Raw genomic sequence first — 21,828 nt, 5'->3', positions numbered from 1 at the left:
AATATCGCACAATTAAATTGTACGCAAGTGAATTTTGCAAATTGCATTTCGAATTCGAAAAGAGGACAATAAGGCCTCAAGGATGATGGATATGAAAGCGCACACGACGAAGACGATGGAGATACCGCAAGAGGAGAAACGACTGGAAAAGCAGTTGTGCTTCGCGGTCTATGCGACGGCGCATGCTTTCACCCGCGCCTACAAGCCAATCCTCGACCGGGTCGGGCTGACTTATCCGCAATATCTGGTGATGCTGGTGCTCTGGGAACGCAGCGAGTTGCCGGTGAAGACGATCGGCGAGCAGCTCGATCTCGATTCCGGCACGCTGTCGCCGCTGTTGAAACGGCTGGAACAGGGCGGACTGATCAAGCGCATCCGCGACCTGCGCGACGAACGGCAGGTAATCGTGTCACTGACCCCGAGAGGTGAGGCGATGAAGGGGGAGATCGATACGATCATGACGGCGATCGGGCAAGCCGCCGGCTGCACGCTCAAGGAAATGGCCGAGATGCGCGACATGCTGCATCGGCTGCGCGGCAATCTCGCCCACGCCGGCACGGACGGCTGAACGCATCCACCCGGTCAGCCTAAATAAGGGCACCCACCGAGGATTAGGGCCGTCCCGCAGCCGGCTTGGCCGGCGACCGGCGCTTCTTTGCAGGCGGCGCCTTAGGTTCGGCTTCGGCCTCCTGCTGCAGGCGCAGTGCTTTCAGCTTCTCCGTCTTCTTGTCACGAGCCGATGCCTCAGCGGCGATGATGGCGCGCGCCGTATGATCGGTCGCTTCCGCCTTGTCGCGAGACGAGAGCTTGGCGGGATTGAAGAATTCTCCCTTGGTGGCGGTCATGTGCCCCTTTCTCAGGTGATGGCGGCGCTAGAGTCGTGGCTCCGCGGCTGGAACCGCGGCTCCATGTTTGGCGCCACGATTCCACGGCAGGCGCCGTGATTCCACGGCTAGGTTTAGCGGGCGCGAAGAACCTTCTTCGGTGCCGGCAGCAGACCTTCGCGCTGCAGCTTCTTGCGGGCAAGCTTGCGCTGGCGGCGAATGGCTTCGGCCTTTTCGCGGGCGCGCTTCTCGGACGGCTTCTCAAAGGCGCTGCGCGCCTTCATTTCCCGGAACAGACCTTCCCGCTGCATCTTCTTCTTGAGCACGCGGAGCGCCTGATCGACGTTGTTATCCCTGACGAGAACCTGCAAAACGATATCCTTCCTGTCGGCGGCAAGGCCGCGCTGTCATAGTAAAAACGGCGGGACTACTTCCCGATCTTGATGCTCGAAAACTTCAGCCATGGCTCGGCGCCATCGGACTTGGCCGCCGCCTCGGGAGAAACCCTGGATGGCGTTTCCCCCGTATCGATATCGGCCTCAGTGATGCGGCGCTCGAAATTCTCCGCATCGAACTGGACCCGATATTGCACATGCCCGTGGTCGTTGGGCAGGATGCTGGAAATCCGGCACCGCTTGTCGGCTTTGGCCGTACGGGTGAGGCCGGATTTCAGCACGATCATGTCGCCGACTTTATAGTTTGGTCTGCCCATTTCAGCGTCCCTTCGACTCTTCGGCTGCGCAATCGATCAATCAACGGCCGGGCGATCAAATCAGCAAAGCCAGGCGATCAAAGCAAAAAGGCCGGGCTCGGACCCGACCTCTTCCAGTCACTCAGCCCGCTGCCAATCTTTGGTCAGTTCGCTGCCAGTACATCCGTGGTCAGCTCACTGCCAGCATTTGGTCAGCCCGCCGCCATGTTCATGGTCAGCGCAGGCGAATGACAAATCATGCGGCCTGAAGATTATCAGCCGAGTTCTTGCCGGACTTCTTGTCGCGGACGAGATCGTAGCGGATCTTCTGGCCTTCAACGAGTTCGCGCATGCCGGCGCGTTCAACCGCTGAAATGTGAACGAAAACGTCGGTAGAACCATCATCGGGCTGGATGAAGCCAAAGCCCTTGGTGCCATTGAACCACTTGACGACGCCTGAATTCATAACGATCTCCTTTTCAACCGTTTGTGTTCGCCTGCGGAGAGATATCCGACAAGCCGTATCGATGTTGAGAGGATATCTGACGGAGCGCTTCAGCGCGTGGACAAAGGTCGCAAGCAATTCGATACGCACCATGTAGGATATTTATCGAATTAAGCAATGGTATTTCGAAAAATAAAATCCCCTGGCGGCGCAAAATGAAAACTCTTGCTCAAGCGAAAGCTGGTGCTTTTGGGCGGAAGCAACGACTTCCTCGGGGAAAAGGATCGATCCGGGGCGGCCGGATTGTGGGCCGCCCTGGTGATCATTACTGCCAGACGACGATCGGCGCCTTTGTCGGCACGCGGTCGTAGAGATCGATGATATCCTGGTTCATCAGCCGCACGCAGCCCGATGAGACGGCCTTGCCGATCGAGCGCCAGTCGGGATTGCCGTGCAGGCGGTAGAGCGTGTCCTCGCCATTCGAGAAGATATAGAGCGCGCGGGCGCCGAGCGGGTTCTTCAGGCCCGGCTCCATGCCGCCGTTGTCGATCGAATATTTGACGAGTTCCGGCTGGCGGGCGACCATCTCGTTCGGCGGCTTCCAGCGCGGCCATTTCTGCCGCCACTGGATGACGCCCGAGCCCTGCCAGGCAAAACCCTCGCGGCCGATGCCGACCCCGTAACGCATCGCCATGCCATCGCTCTGGACGAGATAGAGGAAACGCGATGGCGTATCGACGACGATGGTGCCCGGCGGCTGGCCGGTGGGATCGACGACGCGCTGGCGATAATAGCGCGGATCGATCTGTTCGTAGGGAACGGCGGGAATGAGAAAGCCGCCGTCCTCGATGGGGCCATACATGACGGCAAGCTCGGCTCCGCTCGGCACGCTCGACGCCCCCGGGGACTGGAACAGGCGCATGGGCGAACGGTAAATGATCGTTGTATCGCCTGATGTCACCGTGTTGGCGCTGGAGGCGCAGCCGGTGAGTGCGGAGGCTGCGGTCAATGCCGAAAAGGAAAGAAAGCTACGGCGGGAAAGATGTCTATCGAAGCTCATGACGCGGGACTGATTTCCTTTAATGCGGGAATCCTGGGATAACGACATCAGTGAATCTATCGGCTTGCGCCAAATAAACCATAGCTTCACGCAGACGTGTCCGGCCTGGGGCAGACGATATGGGGCGCGCTGTTGCAGCGCTACATCACAACGATCTCAGCCTTGGCCGGAACGCGGTCGTAGAGATCGATGACGTCCTGGTTCAGCATGCGCACGCAGCCAGATGAAGTGGCCTTGCCGATCGACTGCCAGTCGGGCGTGCCATGGATGCGGTAGAGCGTGTCCTGCCCGCCCTTGAAGATATACATGGCGCGGGCGCCGAGCGGGTTCATCAGTCCCGGATTCATGCCGCCATTCTCCGCGCCGAAGGGGCGAACCTCAGGCTGGCGCGAGACCATTTCGACTGACGGCGTCCAGCGCGGCCATTTCTGCTTCCACTGGATGGTGCCGCGGCCCGACCAGGCGTAACCGTCGCGGCCGAGGCCGACGCCGTAGCGCATCGCCTTGCCGTTGCCCTCGACGAAATAAAGAAAGCGCGTCTTGGTATCGACGATCACGGTGCCGGGCCGCTCTGTCGTCTGGTAATCGACCTCCTGGCGCAGGAACTGCGGCTGCACGCGGCTGATCGGGATCGCCGGCAGGGTGAAATCCTCGTCGCGAAGCTGGCCATACATCGCCATGTGCACGGGATTGGTGACCGGCAGGCCGTAGGTCTGATGGAACTGGGTCTTGTAGAGTTCGCGCGTCTGCGGCACCGGCTGATCGGGAATGGGCCGCACCCGGCGCGGATCGACGCCGGGCGGCTGATAAAACACCGGCGAGGTTTCCTGGACGAAGCGGGCGGGCGAATCGGCGGCGACATCGGGAATGAGAATGTTGCAGCCGCTCAGCGACGCAACGGCAATCACAAGCCCGGCAATCGGGAAGACCCGGCGCAGAAAATTCATGGAACCACCCTTATCAACGATCGGCAGACAACGACATCTGCCGGGACGATGGCATCTGCGGCTGGCGCGAGGCTGGTGTTGGGGTGGGAAAAGCAAGATCAGCAAACGATGAACCCGCCACCGTGGGCGGCGGCGGGATCGCAATCAATCATCCGTCACACTTCATCGCTGCTGCCGGTATCGGCAAAACTCAGGCCGCCACCCCGTGGAAGAAGCGGATGCTCTGTTCGATCTCGGCCGGCAGCGCCGAGGTGTGGTTGCCGGCGACGGTATCGGTTTCGATATGGATGCCGGCGGCGCGGGCGCGGCGGGCAAGCAGATCGGCGCGGTCATTGAAATGGGCCTCTTCGGTGCCGTGGACGACACGGACCGGGCATTTGAAGCTGTGGGCGTAACACAGCGCCGACCGCACCTCGAACTCATGCGCATTGCTGTCGTCGAAGCGGATATCCTGGGGATAGCGGCTGAAGAAGCGGAAAGCATTGGGATTGCCCGAAATCGGCGCCGCGGCACGGAACTTATCGGTGCTCATCGCCGCCAGCATGGTCAGCGTGCCGCCGATGCTGTGGCCGGCGATGAACAGGCGTTCGGGATCGACACCCGGCAGATGCGCCAGGCGCTCGGCGGCGGCGAGCACATCGTCGACCTCGTCATAGAAACCGGAGAAATTGCCCATCTGGCCGTTTTCGCCGCGCAGCGATGGCATCATCACGACATAACCGGCATCCATATAGGGCTTCATCAACTGCCAGTGGCCGATGCCCATGGCATTGCCGCCGTGCAGGAAGAGCACGGCCGGTTTGGCGGCGCGCTCGCGCTTGTATTTCGAAACCCAGGCCGCCAGTTCCAACTCGCCGTAGCCGGAGCGGTAGAAGATCTTGTCTGCATCGGCAGGCGCATTCAGCGGTTCGTATTTGTCGGGCGCCGGGCCCTTCTGCAACAGCTTGGTGCGAAAATGGTGGCGGACTTTGGCATAGTCGCCTTTGGCGAGGCGCGGCTCGTCCGGGACATCGAAGGCGGCCGCCATCCGCGGCAGGACGAATGCACCGGCAAGACCCGCCAGCACGGCACGGCGTTGGAGGAAAAAGGAATTTTGTTCACGCGAGCTCATAACGCAGCACCCAAATCATCTCCCCGGCATGCAAAATCTGCACCGGAAGATCGTTGCCGCCAATACACATGGTGTTGAAAATATTGCCCTGCGTCATTGTTGCGCAGGTTGCCACGCAAACCTTATCGCAACAATCTTATATCGGGAATCGCGTTGGATAAGCGAAAAGGGGGAATTGACGCTGAATCCGCACATGGAACTCCAGGCGATCATTTCGGACAGTCCGCTTCTCTCGACGGTGCTCGATCACTGGGACCGTATCGGGTTGCCTGATGCGCGATTGGTGGCCGGGGCGATCGCCCAGACAGTATGGAACCACGCCTTTGGCTTTGCCCACGATCACGGCATCAATGACATCGATATTGTTTATTTCGATGGCAATGATCTGTCCGAAAGCGCCGAAGCAGATCACTCTGCCCGTATTCGGGGGCTATTATCCAATCTGCCTGTCTGGATAGACGTGAAGAACCAGGCCAGAGTTCATATTTGGTACAAGGAAAAGTTCGGGCATTCGATAACGCCGTATACATCCACAGATGAGGCGATCACGACCTTTCCGACCACGGCCGCTGCCGTCGGCATTCGCCCCGTGGACAAGGGGCTGGATCTGTTTGCACCCTACGGCCTGAAGGACCTCCTGGCCCCGGTGGTGCGAGCCAACAAGAAGCAGATTACCCGGGAAATCTACGAGAAGAAGATCGCGCGGTGGGGCACGCTGTGGCCGGATCTTGAAATCATCGCCTGGGACCCGTAGGCGGATCGCTTGACGGCTTCTGCTACAGTCTGCGTCATTCATGCAACGCGCTTCGGCAATATCCATCCGGTCACGCCGGTTTGGCGTCGATCATGGCGATCAGCGTGCGCAACCGGTCTGCCTCGTAGGAGGGTTTGTCGGGGCGCAGGCGGGCGATGCGGGGAAAACGCATGGCGACACCGGATTTGTGCCGGGTCGAGCGGTTGATGCCCTCGAAAGCCACTTCGACGACAAAGCCGAAATCCCTGTCGGCCCGCACGGCCCGCACCGGGCCGAAACGCTCGGTGGTATTGTTGCGCACGAATTTGTCGAGCACCTCGAGTTCGGCATCGGTGAAGCCGAAATAGGCCTTGCCCACCGGCACCAGCTGTTCGCCGTCCTCGTCGTCGGCCCAGACGCCGAAGGTGAAATCGGAATAATAACTGGAGCGCTTGCCGTGGCCGCGCTGGGCATACATCAGCACCGCATCGACATTGTAAGGATTGCGCTTCCACTTGAACCAGGGGCCCTTCATGCGGCCGGCCTGGTAGATGCTGTCGCGGCGCTTGATCATCACGCCTTCGATGACGGGATCGGGCGGGGCGGCGCGCAGGGCGTCGAGCTCTTCCCATGAGGAGAACGGCACGAGCGGCGAGAGGTCGAAACGGTCATGGGGGGCGCGGTCGATGATCTCGGTCAGCCGGTCGCGGCGATCGATATAGGAGCGGCCGCGGACATCCTCCTCGTCGTCGAAGAGCAGGTCATAGGTACGGATGAAGGCGGGATAGTCGCCAAGCATCTTCGCCGTCACCGTCTTGCGGTTCAGGCGCTGCTGCAGGTCGGAGAAGGTTCGGGTCGGGCTGTTGGAGCGGGCGGTGCCGCCGACCAGCAGCTCGCCGTCGACGACGCCGGAAAAATTGATCGCGTCTAGAATATCGGGAAAGGCGCCTGAAATGTCGTCGCCGGAGCGGGAATAGATCTTGCGCCTGTCGCCCGAGCGGGAGAGCTGGACACGGATGCCGTCCCATTTCCATTCGGCGGCGTAATTCACCGGATCGAGGCCGGCAAGATCGCCCTCCTCCACCGCATTGGCGAGCATGACGGAATGGAAAATCGCCGGTGTGGCCAGCACCGGCTTTTCGCCGCCGCCTGCCAGCCATGTGAACAAGGTCTCGTAAGGTGGCTGCAGGCCATGCCAGAGGGTTTCGATCTCGGTCACGTCCTTGCCGCCGAGATCGGCGAGCGCCTGCTTGGCAAGGCGGGCGGAAACGCCGATGCGCATGGCGCCGGTCGCCAGCTTGATGAAGGCGAAACGGCCGGACGAATCCAGCCGGTCGAGCAGGTCGCGGACGAAGCTGCGCACTTCGGTGCGGCCGAGCGCGTTCATGCCGGTGACGACTTCGCCGAGGCGCGGCTGAGCGAGTGCCGAACGGTCGATATCCCTCTCATTGTCCCAGACGAGCGAGATGGTTTCGGCAAGATCGCCGACATAATCATAGGAATAGCGGAACAGCACCTCGTCGATGCGCTCCAGCACCAGTTCGCGCAGCATGGCAGGCTTGACGTTGCGCACCTCCAGCGTGCCGGCAATGGCGGCAAGGCCATAGCCGCGGTCGGGGTCCGGCGTGTCGCGGAAATAATCGGTGAGCAGCTTCAGCTTGCCGTTGCGGCTGGGGGTGAGCACCAGGCGGTCGAGGAGGTCGGCGAAGGCTTTCATGGGCGCCTCCCGGCTCTCGAGGAAAACCCCTCCCCAATGGCGTATGGAAAAGCCCCCTCCCCAAGCCTTCTCCACAAGGGGGAGGAACTATCCTGCGGCAACGCCTCGCCCCAAGGCAACGTCGCTGCATGCAAGGCCGTCAGAGGTAAAATGCGACGGGCGAGGCGCGGCAGCCCTTCCCCCTTGTGGGGAGGGTTTGGGGAGGGATTTTCAGCAACGAACTCCATCCTCAATCCCCCTCGTCCTCATACCCCACCAGATGCAGCGGTTTCGCCTTGATGCCCTGCAATTGGCACCAGCGCACCAGGGCCTCCTCGCGGCCATGCGTCACCCAGACCTCGGCCGGGTGCAGTTCCCGGATCGTTTCCGTCAGTTCCGGCCAGTCGCAATGATCGGAGATGACGAGCGGCAGTTCGACGCCGAGCTGTTTGGCGCGCTGGCGCACCATCATCCAGCCGGAGGCGAAGGCCGGCAACGGTTCGTTGAAACGGCGAGCCCAGCGGTCGGCGAAGGCCGATGACGGACCGATGACGACGGCGCCCCTGAAGGCTGATTTGTCGCGGCTTTCGATGGTGGCCGGCAGCAGCTCGCCGAGATCGATGCCCTCTCCGATATAATAGTCGCAGAGCCTTTCCATGGCGCCATGGATATAGATCGGTTCGGCATAACCGGCATCGCGCAGCAGCCGGATGACACGCTGGGCCTTGCCCAGCGCATAGGCGCCGACGAGATGGGTGCGCTCGGGAAATTGCCGCAGCGACGCCAGCAGCTTGCCGATCTCGTCCATCGGATCGGGATGATGGAAGACCGGCAGGCCGAAGGTCGCCTCGGTGATGAATACATCGCAGGGAACCGGCACATAGGCCTCGCAGGTCGGGTCGGGGCGGCGCTTGTAATCGCCGGAGACGACGATGCGGGTGCCGTTCTTCTCGATGGCGATCTGGGCAGAGCCGAGCACATGGCCGGCCGGATGAAAGCTCACCTTGACGCCGTTGACCAGCAGCGCCTCGCCAAAGGCGGCAGCCTGCTCGCTGGCGCAAAAACCCTCGCCGTAACGCAGGCGCATGATGTCGAGCGTCTGGCGGGTGGCAAGCACGTTCACATGGCCCGGCCGGGCGTGATCGGAATGACCGTGGGTGACGAGCGCCTGCTCGACTGGCCGCACCGGATCGACATAAAAGCCGCCTTCGGGGCAATAGAGCCCTTCGGGGGCGGGATAGAGCAGCGCATCAGGTCTCATGAAACGAGAGATAGCGGGAAATGGGCGCGAGGCCAGAGGGGCTGGAAAAGCTCACGATCGAATGCGCCGCTCACGCCGGTGATCCTATCCCATCGAGGAAGGTGACCACCGCGGCGTTGAACTCGGCCGGCCGCTGCAGCGGCGCGAAATGGCTGACGCCCGGGAGATAGATCATCGCAGCGTCCGGAATGCTGCGGGCCAGATATTCGGCATGGTCGGGCTTGATGAATTCATCATGTTCGCCGAGCACGATGGCGACCGGCACGCGGATCCGGCCGAGGTCGGCCGCGTCATAATTCGGCTCCGTCCGCATCATCAGGCTGACCGCCTCGACAAAAGGATGGAAATCGTCCGGCGTGGCGGACAAGGCGGCATAGTCGCTGGCGTGCCGGCTGAAGCATCGGTCGATGACCGGGGTCGGATGAAATTCCAGCGTGCCGCTCGGATCCATGTTGCAGGCGAAGAAAAAGACGCCCTCAACCCGCGACGGCGCCGTCATGGCCAGGATCAGAGCGATGCAAGCGCCGTCGCTCCAGCCGGCGATCGCCGCCTTATCGATATGGAGTTCGTCCATGACGGCAAGCACGTCGGCAGCCATCAGCTCATAGGCATAGGGCCTGATATCGCGGCTGCTTCTTCCGTGGCCGCGGCTGTCGATCAGCACGACGCGGCGGCGGCTCAGCAACAGTGCCGGGATCTGATAGCCCCAGTTGCCGCTATGGCCGAGGCCGCCATGCAACAGAATGACGGGAGGGCCGGCGCCGTAGCTCGCATACCAGATGCGGGCGCCGTCGTGCTCGACATGGCCTTCGACTGCTGCCGGCGGCAACGGGGCGGCGCCATGCGCTTCAAAATGGATGAGCTCGTCGTCTTGTGGTTCCATAGCGATCAGGCTCCCGTCCGGCAAATAGGCGATGGCATAGAAAAGCCGGAAAAGGGCCCAAGAACAACCGGAATCGCTTTCTAGCCCTTGTGCGTTCGATGCAACCGGAGGGGGATAAATCTTGGGCAGGAAGCTTCTCTATTGCACGGCGGCAATCGCCGCTGCAGCCGCCGGCATCTACCTCAACAATACCAACCTGCTCGCAGAGCATCGGCCGGGAAAACCGGTGCTGCTCGCCCATCGCGGCATCGCCCAGCGGTTCGACGAAACCGATCTGAAGAACGATACCTGCACGGCCGCCCGCATGCTGCCGCCGAAACACGATTATCTCGAAAATACCATCCGCTCGATGCAGGCAGGCTTTGCAGCCGGCGCCGATATGGTCGAGATCGACGTGCATCCGACCACGGATGGGCAATTCGCCGTCTTTCACGACTGGACGCTCGACTGCCGCACCGACGGGCACGGCGTCACGCGCGAGCATTCGATGGCCGACATGAAGAAGCTCGACCTCGGCTATGGCTATACGGCCGATGGCGGCAAGAGCTTTCCCTTTCGCGGCCAGGGCATCGGCATGATGCCGACGCTTGCCGAGGTGCTGACGACCTTTCCGGATCGGCGCTTCCTCATCAACGTCAAGAGCCGCGACCCTTCCGAGGGCGAAAAGCTCGCCGCCGTGCTCAACGGGCTTCCCGCCGCGCGACGGGCTGATATCACAGTCTATGGCGGCGACGAGCCGATCGACGTCCTGCGCCGGCTTTCGCCCGATATCAGGACCGCCTCGCGCAAGAGCCTGAAGGGCTGCCTGTTCGGCTATATCGGCTATGGCTGGAGCGGCGTGCTGCCGGACGCCTGCAAACATCGGATGATGCTGGTGCCGATCAATATCGCGCCGTGGCTCTGGGGCTGGCCGGACCGTTTTCTCAACCGGATGCAGGATGCCGGGACCGAGGTCTTCGTGCTCGGCCCCTATCGCGGCAGCGATTTTTCCACCGGCATCGACGACCCCGCGCAACTGGCGCAGCTGCCGCAAGACTATGCAGCGGGCATATGGACGAACGAGATCGAGGCGATCGGCAAGCTTGCAAAGTGAGGCTCGCTGAGAAAAAGGGGCGAGACGTGTCCGAAGTGTCGGAACTCACGCCGCTCTTGCTTGAACTGCAGCGGCTTCAATACGGTCGCGACCGTGCTTTTTCGCCGCGTAAAGCGCCCGGTCTGCGGCCGCGACCAATTCTGCCGGCGTCGCAAATCGATCCAAGATGTTCGCCACACCGATACTGACCGTCACGATCGTTTTGCTGCTCTCACTGTGCGGGATTGCGCGCCGATGCAATGCCGAGCGCAGCATCTTGGCAAGCCGGACCGCGCCGTCCCTGTCCGTGCCGGGCAGCAGGATGGCGAACTCCTCCCCGCCAAATCGCGCCGCGAGGTCGCAGGGGCGCTTGGCAATCGACCTGAGGACCTCGCCGATCATCCTCAGGCAGTTGTCTCCTTCGAGATGACCATAGGTATCGTTGTAGGCCTTGAAGTGATCGACATCGATCAGCAGCAGGCTGAGAGCGGATTCGGCCCGGCGGGCGCGGGCAAACTCTTCCGAGATCGCCTCGTTGAACACTCTGCGATTGGCAATACCGGTCAATGCGTCGGTGTCGGCCAGCCCTTTCATCTTCATGGCGAGCTGCGTCAGCCGTTCCTCGGAGTGCTTCATCGAGGTGATGTCGGAAACCACCACCAGGGCGGAGCCGTCGGCCGCCAAACGGGTGCGCTGCCTGAGCCAGCGTCCATCGAACATCGGTATGTCACTATCATGGGTCAGGAAAAGCTGGGCTGCTTCCGTCTCTATCCAGTCCTCGCCGGCATCCGGGCCGACGTCGATCCGCTCACCGTTGCGCATAACGGCCTGCAGGATGTCGGTTATAGCAGCGCCGGGCCGTCTGGCATCGGCTGAACGGGGAAAGGCGGCACGATACTGATCGTTGCAAAACACCAGCCGGCCCGCGGAATTGAACATGGCAAGCCCATCGGACATTTCCGTCATCGCTTGGGACAGCACGTTCTTGCTGTCGAGCGCTTCCTGAATGAGGCGCTTTTTCTCGGTGATATCGCGGGTCACGCCGGAAAGTCCGATCAGATCGCCGTGGCGGTTCCGCAACGGGACCTTCGACGTCATGAACCAGCGTTCCCGGCCATTCTCTTGGACGAGCGGTTCCTCGAAGTCGACGATGGGTTCGCCGGTCGCCATGATCTCCTGTTCGTGATCGAAGAACGCTTGCGCCATTTCGCTGGGATAGAGATCGAAATCCGTCAGGCCGACCATCTCCGAAGACTTGGTGCGGTCGTGGTTTCGCGCGACGTTGAGGTTGGTGACGACGAAGCGGCTATTCCGGTCTTTGACATAGTGGAAATCCGGCGCCTGGGTCAGCGCGGCCTTCAAGATATCCCGCTCGAGGGTAAAGGCATGGAAATAGGTAATGACGGATGCCGCGGCCAAGGTCGCGGCGAATTTCACGCCTATGACGGCAAGGCTGACAGTCGTGATATGCGACCAGCCACCTCGATGGAAAATGCTCATCGCCAATGTGACCGCGGCCACCGTTACGGCACAAGCCAGAGCCTTTTTGACATCCGCCGAGCCCCTGCCAAACAGCAAGTGGACCGCCAGTCCAAACACGGATACCAGCATGATCGAGATCAGTGCCGGCTCGACACCGGCGCCACCCATGGAGATCCTCTGCACGGATGTGAGGGCGGCTGTCGTCAGAACCGCCAGCGGACCGCCGTAGACTGCCGAGACCGCCAGCAAGGTCGAACGGAGATCGAGATAATAGCCGCTGTCGACCTCGACGGACAGCAGCATCGACAAGACTGCCCCAAGGCCCATCATCAAGCCGAAACCAAGTTCTGCCTGGACCTTCGACAGGCGGTAGAACTTGTAATGCAGGTGCATCCACACCGAAATGACGAGCGCAACCGCAGCCACATTTCCGATCAAGACTTGCCAGGGCACGACATATTCCTCTAATATTTACAGTTACTTATTACAATTTCATCGATCAAAACGAATTGGCGGAAGACATCGTCGATTGGCGGTCGGTATGCGGTCCCCTCAAAGAGTGCCAGCAGCGCTCCCACTGCGAGCTTGCGCTGGACGAGCAATCTGAAGATAAAATCCGGCAAATTCTTTAAGTATCCATTAACCCGGTCATTCACCCATACAGGCTCTTCGAGCCAATCAGGCATAGGAGAAATGTGTCAATAAAATCAATCTGATATAAGCATTCGTTTCGAACGTATCGGTTCGATACAAGATTTGCCGCGGTGGATTTTCCATGCCGACATTGGCGATTTTTCACCGCTTTTGTGCCCGGAAGCCAGAAAGCGCCTTTACGATTTGTTAAGGGCTCGTTGTCTCGTAAGCGTACTTTTCCCGGCAGGTGAGGCCTTGTCTTTTTCTTCCGCTGCCACATGTTGCAGCGTCCTCCAACCGTGTAGAATCCACATCCGATCCGAGCGGATTCGCCCGGCACATTACAGCGTCCCTTGCACGTCTTTCGGACGCGCAAAGGACGCTGTAACACTTTGAATTGCTGCATCATTCTCTGTATCGATTGCGATTTGAGGAATGAGGCGGCCGTCGCCAAGCGCCCGGATGCGGCGGCTGATGGAGAAGACATGAAGCTCGAGGCCGAATTCAATCGAATCGAGGAAGTCGCCGCAGGCTTCAACACGCATTACGAGGTGTTCAAATATATGAAGGGTCTCACGCAAGACCTTGGAATGAATGCCTTCCTGTTCATGACGCTGCCGACCGTCGACATCCTCGAAATCGGCGCGACGAAGATCATCACCAATTGGCCGGCGGAGATGGTGGATTTCTATGACGCCCATAACCTGATGATCGACAGCCCGGTCATCCGCCGGATGCTGAGATCGACCAGCCCGTTCAACTATGACGTCGAAGCAATCAATACCAATCGCGGCGAAGGCAAGAAGTCGACGGTCATCGAGCTGTTCAACCGATACGGCATGGAAAAAGGCGCCTATTTTCCTGTCCACGATGCCGCGGGCGGACGCGGCGCCATGTCGATTTCAGGGTCGCGGAATTTCAGCATGATCGAGATGGCGAAGCTGCTGTTCATCGCCACGCTGATCTACGACCGGCTCTCGCAGCTGACATTGAACGAGAAACACAAGCCCATCGAGTTTACGGCGAGCGAGCTGGACTGCCTGAGGCTGACCGCCGGCGGCAGGAAAGGCAATGAAATTGCCAAACTTCTCGATCTCTCCGAAAACGCGGTGAACAATCACATCGGCAGCGCGATCAAGAAACTGGGATGCACCACGCGAACGCAGGCCGTCGTCAGCGCTCTGCGGCTCAATGTCATTCGCGTTTAGAAATCAAGGCGGCCGATTAGAGGCTGCGCGCCTTCAGCAATGCCGGGATCTCCTCCGGAGAGACGGGCTTGGAGAAGCGGTAGCCTTGCGCCTCCTCGCAATGCGCGTGGCGCAGGAAATCCATCTGGGCATCGGTTTCGACGCCTTCGGCCAGCACCGAAAGCTTCAGCGTCTGCGCCAGTGAAATGACGGCCGAGGCGATGGCGACGGCGGTCTTGTCGCCCGGCAGGGCCTCGACCAGCGAACGGTCCATCTTCAACCGGTCGAAGGGGAAGGTCTTCAGTGCCGCAAGGCTGGAATAGCCGGAGCCGAAATCATCGATCGACAGGCGCACACCCAGCGCCCGCAGCGATTCCATCATGGCAAGCGCGCGCTCGGCATCCTGCATCACCACGCTTTCGGTGACCTCAAGCTCCAGCCAGCGCGACTGCAGCCGGTGGCGATCGAGCGCCTCGGCGACATGGGTGGCGAAATCCGGATCGGCGAACTGCTTGGCCGAGACGTTGACGGCGATCGTCAGCGGCGTCAGGCCCATATCCTGCCACTGGCGCGCCTGGCGGCAGGCCTCGTTCAGCACCCAGAGGCCAAGGGGGACGATCAGGCCGGTCTCTTCGGCGAGCGGAATGAAATTGACCGGCGGCACCCTACCCTTGGCCGGATGGTTCCAACGCACCAGCGCCTCGAGCCCGGTGATGCGGCCGGTGGCGACATCGACCTGCGGCTGGTATTGCAGGAAGAGCTGGTCGCCGGTGATTGCCTGGTGCAGTTCCTCCTGTTCGCCAAGCGGCATTCCGACGGGCGTGCTGCCGCCCTCATGATGCTGCAATGTGTTGCGACCGAGCTCCTTGGCGCGGTACATGGCGCGGTCGGCATTGGCGAGAAGCTCTTGCGAGGTGGCGCCATCGAACGGGAAGGCAGCAACGCCGATGCTGGCGGTGACGGTGAGCTCGCCATCCTCACCGCGGATCGGCCGGTTGATCGCCTTCTGCAGCTCGCGAAGGCGGCGCGTGATGCCGGCATCATGGCTCGACTGGTGGACGAGCACCACGAGGAATTCATCGCCGCCGAGACGCACGACCATATCGGAGGCCCGCACGCTGTTGGCCATGCGGGCGGCAACCTCCTTCAGCACCTCGTCGCCGGCGGCATGGCCGCGGCCGTCATTGATATCCTTGAAATTGTCGAGATCGATATAGGCGACGGTCACCTTGCGGTTGTTGCGCCGGGCCTGGTCGAGGATATTGGCCAGCCGCTCCTTGAGGAAAGCCCGGTTCGGCAGGCCGGTGAGATCGTCATGATGGGCCATGAAATGGATGCGGTCATCGACGCGCTTGCGCTCGATGGCGATGCCGGCGATGTGGGTGGCGAGCGCCACCAGCGTCATCTCATGCTCGGTGGGACGGCGGACTTCCCTGGAATAGAGCGCAAAGGTGCCGAGCACGTTGTTCTGCGAGGTGGCGATCGGCGTCGACCAGCAGGAGCGGAAGCCGAACGGCGCAATCAGCGCGCGAAAATCCTCCCACAGCGGATCGACCATCACGTCCTCGACGATGACGGTCTGACCGCGCCATGCGGCGGTGCCGCAGGAGCCGACCTTGGGACCGATCGTGACGCCGTCGATCAGGCGGCTATAACCGCCGGGCAGATTGGGAGCGGCGCCGTGATAGAGCCTGGTGCCCTCGCTGTCGAGCAGCAGCACCGATCCGTCGATCCCCGTCAGCTGCGATTCGATCATCAGCACCAGCGCCTCGAGGATCATCGGCAACGGCTCGTTGCGGGCGATCATTTCGAGCAGTTTTGCCTGGCCGCGATGGAGATCCTCCTGAAGCTTGCGCTCGGTGATATCGCGGGACACGCCGATCAGACCGACGACCTCGCCGCGATCGTTGCGCAACGGTATCTTCGAGGTCAGCCGGCATATCGGTCTTTTGCCGCCGGGAAGGATGTAGGATTCCTCCATGTCGATGCGGGCTTCGCCCGTCGCCATGATCTGCTGCTCGATATCGAAATGGTGGCGCGCCGTTTCGAAATCGAACAGGTCGAAATCGCGCTTGCCGGTGATCTGCGCCGCGCTCTGCACGCCGAGGCTGCTGGCGGTGACGGCATTGGCGAAGACAAAGCGGCTGTCACGATCCTTGACGTAGAGGAAATCCGGAAGCTCGTGGACGATTTCCTTGAGGCGCAGGTTCTCGATGCCCTCGGAAAGATGATGGGCGGTCGATGCCATCATCGCCTCCGTCGCGGCGACGATGCGCCGCGTTTCGGCTGTCAGGGCATCGGTCGATTCCCATCGCCTGGCACTCGGTTCGTGCATAACGCCATTCTCCCCCGCGGCCGAAGGCCGTATCCCGCCCTTGTCATCGTAGAATTTCCCTTCAAAGTAGTCCTCATTTCCTTCGGCTTGCTTAAATGAAAGGGTGAACAAGACGACAATATAAGCGGCGATATCCTGCCGTCGGCGGCGGCTACACCTGCAATTTCGCTCACCTCTGCCAAGCTTGTACCAAAAGAATACATGCCCACCTGGCACGTTTCCTGCTACGGGCGCGTTATGACAGGAGTGCGCCGAATGCCTTCACGCCGCGATATGCTTCTCTTTCTCGCTGCCTCGGCGGTGGCGGGAGGGGCATCGCGCGCGCTTGCCTCGCCGCTGACGGCCGCCGCCCAGCCCGATCTGCGCGGTGCGATCGACGCGGTGGAATATCGCGCCGTTCCCGAAAGCGGCGACCGCAAGACCCGCAACCTTGAGCAGATGATCGAACGGGCGGCGCGCGAGAACGTGCCGGTCTTCCTTCCGCCCGGCACCTACCGGATCTCCAATCTCACCCTGCCCGACAATACCCGTATCACTGGCGTGCCCGGCGCCTCGCGGATCGTCTACACCGGCGAAGGCCACCTGTTTTCGGCCGAAAACGTGCGCCGCATCGAGCTTTCCAATCTCGTCATCGACGGCGGCAATCGCTGGCTTGGCGATTACGCCGGCGCGCTGCTGCAATTTACCAGCGTCGACGAGGTGCTGATCGACAATTGCGAGATCGGCGGCAGCCGCAAACACGGCCTGCAACTGGAACGCTGCGGCGGGCGGATCGAGCGCAGCCGCATTTCGGGTGCGGCCCAATCCGGGCTTTACGCGGTGGAATCGGCAAATCTTTCGGTCACCGGCAACACGGTTTCGGATTGCGGCAATGGCGGCATCCTGGTGCATCGCTGGAAGAAGGCGGAGGACGGCACCGTCGTTTCCGGCAACCGCATCTCCAACATCCGCGCCAATGACGGCGGCACCGGCGAAAACGGTAACGGCATCAATATCTTCCGTGCCGACGGCGTGATGGTGACGGATAACCATATCTCCGACTGTGCCTTCACGGCGATCCGCGCCAATTCTGCCTCGAACATCCAGATCAACAGCAACCAGTGCCGGCGCTCCGGCGAGACGGCGATCTATGTCGAATTCGCCTTCGAGGGCGCCGTGGTTTCCGCCAATATGATCGACGGTGCGGCAAACGGCATTTCGATCGCCAATTTCGACGAAGGCGGCCGGCTGGCGAGCGTCACCGGCAATGTCGTGCGCAACCTGACGCTGAAGGGTCCCTACACCCACGAGGTCGGTTTCGGCATCGGCATCGCGGCGGAGGCCGATACGCTGATTTCCGGCAATGTGATCGAGGGCGCGCCGCGCTGGGGTCTGCAGATCGGCTGGGGTCCGTATCTGCGCAACGTCGTTGTCACAGGCAATGTGGTGCGCAAGGCACCCGTGGGATGCGCCGTCTCGGTGGCCGACGGCGCCGGCACCGCCGTCATCACCGACAACATCTTCCAGGAGACCACAGAAGGCGCAGTTTTAGGCTTCCAGTGGGAGAAGAAAGTCTCCGCCGAGATGGCAGGCGGCGGCTCGCCTTATGCGCAACTGACCATCGAGCGCAACCGCGTCTCGTGACCGTTTAGACAATTCCAAGCAAAAGCGCTTCGCGCTTTACCTGGCAAAACCGCTATACACGTTTGCTGGAGTTGCCGAGGCCATCAAAAGCTTTCATCATCCCATCAGCCACAGGGACTTTTCCCACGCCGATCCGGCATTTACGGTCCCGCGGACAATATCGAGGGGATACGTTCATGCTGACAATCTACGGGGTCTATCGGTCGCGCGCTTCCCGCGTCTATTGGATGGCGGAGGAGCTTGGGCTCGAATTCCGCTCGGTGCCAGTGCTGCAGGCAAGGCGGCTTGCAGATCCGCTGGCGGAGGATGCGCCGCTCAACACGCGTTCGCCTGAATTCATCGCCGTCAATCCGATGGGGCAGATCCCCAGCATTCGGGACGGCGATCTCGTCATGCACGAGTCGCTGGCGATCAATCTCTACCTCGGCCGCAAAAACGGCGGGCCGCTTTCCGGTCAAACCGTCGAAGAAGACGGATTGTTGACGATGTGGACGGTCTGGGCGGCGGCAGAGGTCGAGCCGCATACGGTGCGGATCGTGCTCACCTATGATAATGGGCTTGAAAACAGCGAAGGCGGCAAAGAGACGATCGCCGTCGCCTGCCGCTCGCTGCGCAGGCCGCTAAAAGTTCTCGAAGGCCATCTTGCCGGCCGGCCATGGATCGTCGGCGACCGCTTCACCGTCGCCGACCTCAACCTCGCCGAAGTGCTGCGCTACGCCCAGAGCGAGGAGGCGCTGTTCCAGGCACATCCGAATATCAAAGCCTGGATCGAGCGCTGCCAATGCCGCCCGGCCTACAAGGCGATGCAGGCGACCCGCGGCAAAGAGCCGATCGAGGTGTGAGGACTACCGGAAGAGAGCCAGTGTGCCGGCCATTTCCTCGCGGATCCAGGCCTTGAAATCCTTGACCTTCTTCGGCTCGCGTGTACCTTCGGCCGTGACGAAATAGTGGCCGAAGCCGGTCGGCGCGCGAATGCCGAAGGGGGCGGCGAGCCGGCCTTCGGCAAGCGCGAAGGCGGCCAGGGTCTGCCAGGCAAGCATGACGCCCTGGCCGGCGATCGCCGCATCGAGGCAGAGCGAGGCATCGTTGAAAACGTGGCGGGTCGAAAGCGTCGCACCCGATAGCCCGGCCTCACGCATCCAGACCTCCCAGGTGAACATGGCGTGGCCATCGATGATGGCGGGCAGTTCGAGGATATCGGCGGGCTCTTTCAATTTCGCCGCCATCTCGGGCGAACAGACGGGAAAGACCTCCTGCTCCAGGAGCAGTTCGGCCTTCACGTCAGGCCATTTGCCGTTGCCGACGCGGATGCCGATATCGACGTCGCAAAGCGCCGGGCTGACGAGGTTGGTGGTCGCATCCAGCCGCAGCTTGATGTCTGGGTGGCGCTCGGCGAAGCGATCGAGCCGGCAGACCAGCCAGCGGGCGGCGAAAACCGGCGCCACCGATATGGTCAGGATGGTATCGTCCTTGCGGTTTGCGATCGACACCGCCGCCGAAAGCCGGGCGAACCCCTCATCCAGCGCCAGGAGAACCGGTCGGCCGGCTTCGGTGACGATCATTCCCCGGGCGGTGCGCTCGAAGATCACCTGGCCGAGCTGGGCTTCGGCTTTGATGACCTGCTGGCTGACGGCGCCGACCGAGACGCCGAGCTCCTCGGCGGCGGCCTGGAGCGAGCCGAGACGGCCGACGGTTTCCAGCGCCCGCAGTCCGTTGAGATGGACGGTATTCAGATTCTTCATATAGTTTTTCTATAACGGCTCCGCTTTAATCTCAATTGAAATTCTGCCTGGAGAGGCCGACATTGCAAGCATAGGCAATCCATTCGAACTCAGTGCGTGAGGCGGGCAAGATAGTTCAGCAGGCGGAAGCCACTTTGCGATCATCCTTCTACGCCACCGAAGAAAGCGAGGCCTGCCATGTCATTGCTGAAGTTTTTCTTGAGACCTGCCCTTGCCGTCGGAAGGGCAGACATTGTCCCGGCCTGGAAGGACGATCCGTTGCGGCATCCCGAGGTCGAACGCATGTCGATGCGCGAAATTGCCGATCTGCCGCTCGGGATACAGGCGGGCTTTCCCAAAGAGGCCAAGCCGCCGCTGGCGAAATGCGCGTGAAAACGTGGTAGGTTCGCCCCGGCAGAAAGGGCGGAACCATGGCCGGTGATGTCGATGCGATCTTCGAACGGCTGAAGCGGCTGACGGCGGAAGCCGGGCTGCCTGATGTCGAGGAGAGCACCTCCTATGGCAATCCGGCGCTGAAGGTCGGCGGCAAGAGTTTTGTGGCGGTGAAGAACGCCGAGACGATCGTCATCTCGATTTCGCTCGACGACAAGGACCACTTGTTGGAGATGGCGCCCGACGTCTATTTTCAAACCGATCATTATGTCGGCTGGCCGCATCTGCCGGTGCGCGCCGCCATGATCGGCGACGCGGAATTGCGGTTGCGGCTGATCGGCGCCTGGCTGTTCCGGGTGCCGAAGAAGCTTGCTGCCCGCTATCAGGCCCGATCGTAGGCCAGCGCCCGCTGGACGGCGGGGCGCTGCAGCATGCGGGCGTGATGGTCGCTCGCCTTTTCGAAGCGGGTGGGATCGACGCCGTCGGACGGCAGCCAGTCGGTCATGACGAAAAGATAGGGATCGGCGATCGAATAGGCCTCGCCCATCACCCATGGGCCTTCGAACATCGTCTGCTCGATCAGTGTGAAGCAATCGGCCATGTTTTGCGGCACTTTCGCTTTCATCGCTTCGATGGCGGCCGGCTCGTCGGCCCAGCGGGAGCCGCGCGGGCGATGGGCATGGTTCACATGCACGGTCGAGCAGATATAGCTGTTGAAGGACTGGAGCCTGGCCAATTCGAAGACATCGCCAAGCGGCGCCAGCTTGGCGGCCGGGGCGCTCTGGGCGATATAAGCCAGGATCGCCGGCGTTTCCGTCAGCACGCCGCGATCGGTGACAAGTGCCGGCACACGGCCCTTCGGGTTGATCTTCAAATAGTCCGGCGAACGCTGCTCGCCATCGCGCAGGCTGATCTTCTTTACGTCGAAGGCCAGGCCGGATTCTTCCAGGGCAATAAGGCTTGCGAGCGCACAGGTTCCCGGCGCGTAATACAGTGTCAGCATGTTCGACTCCCTTTCGGCGAGGGTTATAGCGTAGCGGTGGGTGCGCCGGAACTGGGGGATTGGGTTTTGATCCTCCATCGGGACAAGGGTGGGTGCGAGTGTGAGGGCATGATCGGTGTGCCGTGCCGCGCCCCTCATCCGGCTGCCGCCACCTTCTCCCCGCGGGCGGGGCGAAGGGGGATAGCCGCAACCTCGCGGTTCCTCACTCACCTCTCGCAGGGCACGTCCCCTCGCCCCGTTTTTACGGGGGTCCGAAGGATGGGGCGAGACGAGTGGCTCGACCCCGGTAAGGTTAGGGTGAGGGGCAGATCCTGCACGTCAACTCGCCTTGTCAGCTAACGCAGCCAGGCCCACCCTCACCCGCAGCCCGGCACATCCTCCAGCCGGTGCCAGACGGGGATGCCGCGCTCCCTGGCGATGCGCACGTCGTTATCAGCCCCCTTGGAATCGCCCGGCAGGCGCAGCACGCCCTCGCAGAGCTGCAGCAGCCGGCCGGCGACCGGGTGGAAGATTTCTTCGTAGAGCGCGTCGCCGACCGAGCGGCCGCCGGCAGCGTGCCAGATCGGCAGGGCCACCCATTCGCCGATCATCGGCACGTGGCCGGCTGCAAACAGTGCGTGCGAGGGTTCTTCCAGTCGCTTCAGGTTGGCGGCCATCTTCTCCGGGTCGTCGCCCGTTCCGGACCGGTAAGGCCCGGCAATCAAAATCAACATGATCCACTCCATTCG

Annotated in this window: 23 protein-coding genes; 8 read left to right on the top strand and 15 right to left on the bottom strand. The window is 61.5% G+C overall.

Annotated features, from left to right (window positions below):
• Positions 1-82 precede the first annotated feature (82 nt).
• Positions 83-568: a MarR family winged helix-turn-helix transcriptional regulator gene (locus FHT75_RS08700; protein ID WP_047614211.1), complete on the top strand. Its 486-nt coding sequence runs from the start codon at positions 83-85 to the stop codon at positions 566-568.
• Positions 569-611: 43 nt separating this feature from the next.
• Here FHT75_RS08700 and FHT75_RS08695 read toward each other — a convergent pair whose 3' ends face one another.
• The 7 genes from FHT75_RS08695 to FHT75_RS08665 form a co-directional block, all read right to left on the bottom strand.
• A complete protein-coding gene (locus FHT75_RS08695) occupies positions 612-845 on the bottom strand; it encodes a hypothetical protein (RefSeq protein ID WP_029868110.1) in 234 nt (77 codons plus the stop codon).
• A 113-nt stretch (positions 846-958) separates the two neighbouring features.
• Positions 959-1,195: a 30S ribosomal protein S21 gene (gene rpsU, locus FHT75_RS08690; RefSeq protein ID WP_003569533.1), complete on the bottom strand. Its 237-nt coding sequence runs from the start codon at positions 1,193-1,195 to the stop codon at positions 959-961.
• A 56-nt stretch (positions 1,196-1,251) separates the two neighbouring features.
• Positions 1,252-1,536: a hypothetical protein gene (locus FHT75_RS08685; RefSeq protein WP_029868111.1), complete on the bottom strand. Its 285-nt coding sequence runs from the start codon at positions 1,534-1,536 to the stop codon at positions 1,252-1,254.
• A gap of 235 nt (positions 1,537-1,771) precedes the next feature.
• Positions 1,772-1,981 carry a cold-shock protein gene (locus FHT75_RS08680; protein ID WP_003546468.1) on the bottom strand — a complete coding sequence of 70 codons (210 nt, stop codon included), beginning with the start codon at positions 1,979-1,981 and terminating at the stop codon, positions 1,772-1,774.
• Positions 1,982-2,285: 304 nt separating this feature from the next.
• Positions 2,286-3,020: a L,D-transpeptidase gene (locus FHT75_RS08675; RefSeq protein WP_029868114.1), complete on the bottom strand. Its 735-nt coding sequence runs from the start codon at positions 3,018-3,020 to the stop codon at positions 2,286-2,288.
• Positions 3,021-3,160: 140 nt separating this feature from the next.
• Positions 3,161-3,967: a L,D-transpeptidase gene (locus FHT75_RS08670; RefSeq protein ID WP_029868115.1), complete on the bottom strand. Its 807-nt coding sequence runs from the start codon at positions 3,965-3,967 to the stop codon at positions 3,161-3,163.
• A 190-nt stretch (positions 3,968-4,157) separates the two neighbouring features.
• A complete protein-coding gene (locus tag FHT75_RS08665; protein ID WP_029868116.1) occupies positions 4,158-5,078 on the bottom strand; it encodes an alpha/beta hydrolase family protein in 921 nt (306 codons plus the stop codon).
• A 175-nt stretch (positions 5,079-5,253) separates the two neighbouring features.
• Between FHT75_RS08665 and FHT75_RS08660 the strand changes: the two genes are divergently transcribed.
• On the top strand, positions 5,254-5,832 hold the full coding sequence (locus FHT75_RS08660; RefSeq protein ID WP_245445208.1) for a nucleotidyltransferase family protein: 579 nt from the start codon (positions 5,254-5,256) through the stop codon (positions 5,830-5,832).
• Between the two features lie 70 nt (positions 5,833-5,902).
• On the opposite strand, the gene FHT75_RS08655 is transcribed toward FHT75_RS08660, so the two are convergent.
• From FHT75_RS08655 to FHT75_RS08645, 3 genes are all read right to left on the bottom strand, one after another.
• Positions 5,903-7,528, bottom strand: a complete 1,626-nt coding sequence (locus tag FHT75_RS08655; RefSeq protein ID WP_063476623.1) for a cisplatin damage response ATP-dependent DNA ligase — start codon at positions 7,526-7,528, stop codon at positions 5,903-5,905.
• Positions 7,529-7,757: 229 nt separating this feature from the next.
• The gene (locus FHT75_RS08650; protein ID WP_048338326.1) at positions 7,758-8,768 is read right to left on the bottom strand and encodes a ligase-associated DNA damage response exonuclease; all 1,011 of its coding nucleotides are present in this window, start codon (positions 8,766-8,768) and stop codon (positions 7,758-7,760) included.
• Positions 8,769-8,838: 70 nt separating this feature from the next.
• Complete coding sequence (locus FHT75_RS08645) at positions 8,839-9,651, bottom strand: alpha/beta fold hydrolase (RefSeq protein WP_063476622.1); 813 nt, start codon at positions 9,649-9,651, stop codon at positions 8,839-8,841.
• A 121-nt stretch (positions 9,652-9,772) separates the two neighbouring features.
• Between FHT75_RS08645 and FHT75_RS08640 the strand changes: the two genes are divergently transcribed.
• The gene (locus tag FHT75_RS08640; RefSeq protein WP_063476621.1) at positions 9,773-10,744 is read left to right on the top strand and encodes a glycerophosphodiester phosphodiesterase family protein; all 972 of its coding nucleotides are present in this window, start codon (positions 9,773-9,775) and stop codon (positions 10,742-10,744) included.
• Positions 10,745-10,789: 45 nt separating this feature from the next.
• Here the strand turns inward: FHT75_RS08640 and FHT75_RS08635 are convergent, their stop codons facing one another.
• A complete protein-coding gene (locus FHT75_RS08635; RefSeq protein WP_063476620.1) occupies positions 10,790-12,658 on the bottom strand; it encodes a diguanylate cyclase in 1,869 nt (622 codons plus the stop codon).
• A 665-nt stretch (positions 12,659-13,323) separates the two neighbouring features.
• Here FHT75_RS08635 and FHT75_RS08630 point away from each other — a divergent pair.
• Complete coding sequence (locus FHT75_RS08630) at positions 13,324-14,046, top strand: helix-turn-helix transcriptional regulator (RefSeq protein WP_047614496.1); 723 nt, start codon at positions 13,324-13,326, stop codon at positions 14,044-14,046.
• A gap of 16 nt (positions 14,047-14,062) precedes the next feature.
• On the opposite strand, the gene FHT75_RS08625 is transcribed toward FHT75_RS08630, so the two are convergent.
• Positions 14,063-16,360, bottom strand: a complete 2,298-nt coding sequence (locus FHT75_RS08625; RefSeq protein WP_047614196.1) for an EAL domain-containing protein — start codon at positions 16,358-16,360, stop codon at positions 14,063-14,065.
• 255 nt (positions 16,361-16,615) lie between these two features.
• Here FHT75_RS08625 and FHT75_RS08620 point away from each other — a divergent pair, with 255 nt between their 5' ends.
• The gene (locus FHT75_RS08620) at positions 16,616-17,983 is read left to right on the top strand and encodes a TIGR03808 family TAT-translocated repetitive protein (protein WP_063476618.1); all 1,368 of its coding nucleotides are present in this window, start codon (positions 16,616-16,618) and stop codon (positions 17,981-17,983) included.
• A 176-nt stretch (positions 17,984-18,159) separates the two neighbouring features.
• A complete protein-coding gene (locus FHT75_RS08615; protein ID WP_047614193.1) occupies positions 18,160-18,825 on the top strand; it encodes a glutathione S-transferase family protein in 666 nt (221 codons plus the stop codon).
• Between the two features lie 3 nt (positions 18,826-18,828).
• Here FHT75_RS08615 and FHT75_RS08610 read toward each other — a convergent pair whose 3' ends face one another.
• The gene (locus tag FHT75_RS08610) at positions 18,829-19,725 is read right to left on the bottom strand and encodes a LysR substrate-binding domain-containing protein (RefSeq protein ID WP_047614191.1); all 897 of its coding nucleotides are present in this window, start codon (positions 19,723-19,725) and stop codon (positions 18,829-18,831) included.
• 177 nt (positions 19,726-19,902) lie between these two features.
• On the opposite strand from FHT75_RS08610, the gene FHT75_RS08605 reads away from it, so the two are divergent.
• The gene (locus FHT75_RS08605) at positions 19,903-20,097 is read left to right on the top strand and encodes a hypothetical protein (RefSeq protein ID WP_047614189.1); all 195 of its coding nucleotides are present in this window, start codon (positions 19,903-19,905) and stop codon (positions 20,095-20,097) included.
• A gap of 38 nt (positions 20,098-20,135) precedes the next feature.
• A complete protein-coding gene (locus FHT75_RS08600; RefSeq protein WP_047614187.1) occupies positions 20,136-20,495 on the top strand; it encodes an MmcQ/YjbR family DNA-binding protein in 360 nt (119 codons plus the stop codon).
• Here the strand turns inward: FHT75_RS08600 and FHT75_RS08595 are convergent.
• Positions 20,480-21,100, bottom strand: a complete 621-nt coding sequence (locus FHT75_RS08595; RefSeq protein ID WP_047614494.1) for a glutathione S-transferase family protein — start codon at positions 21,098-21,100, stop codon at positions 20,480-20,482. The genes FHT75_RS08600 and FHT75_RS08595 overlap by 16 nt on opposite strands.
• 356 nt (positions 21,101-21,456) lie before the next feature.
• Positions 21,457-21,813, bottom strand: coding sequence for an NUDIX hydrolase (locus FHT75_RS08590; protein ID WP_047614493.1), 357 nt, complete (start codon positions 21,811-21,813; stop codon positions 21,457-21,459).
• Between the last annotated feature and the right edge of the window lie 15 nt (positions 21,814-21,828).

The organism is Rhizobium sp. BK112, from assembly GCF_014193215.1.
Taxonomy (GTDB): Bacteria; Pseudomonadota; Alphaproteobacteria; order Rhizobiales; family Rhizobiaceae; genus Rhizobium; species Rhizobium anhuiense.
The sequence above is the reverse complement of the archived record's forward strand: the minus strand, read 5'-3'. Positions and strand labels throughout refer to the sequence as shown.